Annotated in this window: 2 protein-coding genes; one reads left to right on the forward strand and one right to left on the reverse strand. The window is 46.2% G+C overall.

Annotated elements, in window-relative coordinates:
- Positions 1–87: 87 nt before the first annotated feature.
- The gene (locus BP822_RS11205) at positions 88–1,038 is read right to left on the reverse strand and encodes a CPBP family intramembrane glutamic endopeptidase (protein ID WP_273278530.1); all 951 of its coding nucleotides are present in this window, start codon (positions 1,036–1,038) and stop codon (positions 88–90) included.
- Here BP822_RS11205 and BP822_RS11210 point away from each other — a divergent pair.
- Positions 1,022–1,234, forward strand: a complete 213-nt coding sequence (locus tag BP822_RS11210; RefSeq protein WP_273278532.1) for a hypothetical protein — start codon at positions 1,022–1,024, stop codon at positions 1,232–1,234. The genes BP822_RS11205 and BP822_RS11210 overlap by 17 nt on opposite strands.
- The last annotated feature ends 102 nt before the right edge of the window (positions 1,235–1,336 follow it).

Consider the following 1,336-nt stretch of genomic DNA (forward strand, 5'->3'; position numbering starts at 1 on the left):
CTTCAGGCCGGAGTAGCTTACGAGGCGATTATGAAGCCGTTAATATTATACCTAAAAGAAGTGGCTGCAAAAATAGTCTCGTACAATTTATTGCATCTGATCCAATCCATGTGGTTGCCCTTTTCGCCCATACCTGAACCGAGCCAATGTCTTGGGTCCCCATAAGAACACCACGATTATGGCCGTGATCGTTATGAGCCCATAGGCAATAGCTGCATCGCCCAGCTCTAATGCTGAACGACTGCCGGGAAACACACTCCTTCCTGTATTGGTCACGGCATGAAAGAGTATGGCCGCAAATACGCTATTACCAGTGTTGTTATAGAGCCAGACGGTCAGGATCCGGAAGCTAACGGTCAGTATACTGCCCCATATGAACAATCCCGGAGCCATACCCATTGAGATCATCGACGGCCAATGCCATATCGCATGGATCGACCCTATGATGAGACAGGCTGCCAGTGCGCTGTACAGGGCTTGCATGGGATCGGTGACATACCCCGTATAGCCAATCTCTTCTAAAGCCGCGGCGAAGAAAAAAAGCCCAAAGATGAACGGCGTCAGAAGGGGCAGATGCCAAACGGTGGGGATCGGCAACCCCACAAGACGCATTATCCAGTAGGTCAACACGTAGATGAGCGGCATCAAAAAAATGATGGGAATATACCAGATCTTTCGTGTGATCCTCTTATAATCGAAGGTTCTCCTCAAGAGCTTCCGCACCCCAAAAAGCTTCTCCTCCCTGTACACAAGGATCAAGGCAGCTATCGTCGGGGCAAAAGTGGCTGCAATGTCTGTCACGGGAAGGTTATCCAAAGGAAGCTTAATTGGAAAGATGATATTGAGCACCCAAAAGGGGATGGAAAGGGCGTAAACCAATGTGAAGAAGAGAACAGGCGACCTTTTTGATGATGCGCCGGTGTTCATGGCTGTTTTTCTCCTTAACAATTTAATTGGTAGCTTTGATTGTATAAGAAAGTTCCTCATATGTTGCACTCTTTGATTTATGTCGATGCGTTGGATGCCGGTGATCTTCACAGATGATCTCAAGAAGAAGCGATCCATCAACGAGAGCTTCTGGCTCATCGGCTGTCTGGATGTTAAGCTGTGGTGGATAAAGGAAAGCAATGACAAAGGCAAGAGCCCAAATGAAGAAAACGGTGTCCTTGGACTTAAATTATGGGAGCTAAACACATACTTTGTTAGAAGTGCTCGTATCATTGACATATCGTAAAAGCTATTTACTATAAATGCTAAAATGGATTCATGGCTCATGATATCGCAGTAATTAACGGAATAAATATTTGCACCAAATGTGGTCGAACCTCTAACTGGC

Origin of the sequence: Methanosaeta sp. UBA458, from assembly GCF_002496085.1 — an archaeon.
Classification (GTDB): domain Archaea; phylum Halobacteriota; class Methanosarcinia; order Methanotrichales; family Methanotrichaceae; genus Methanothrix; species Methanothrix soehngenii.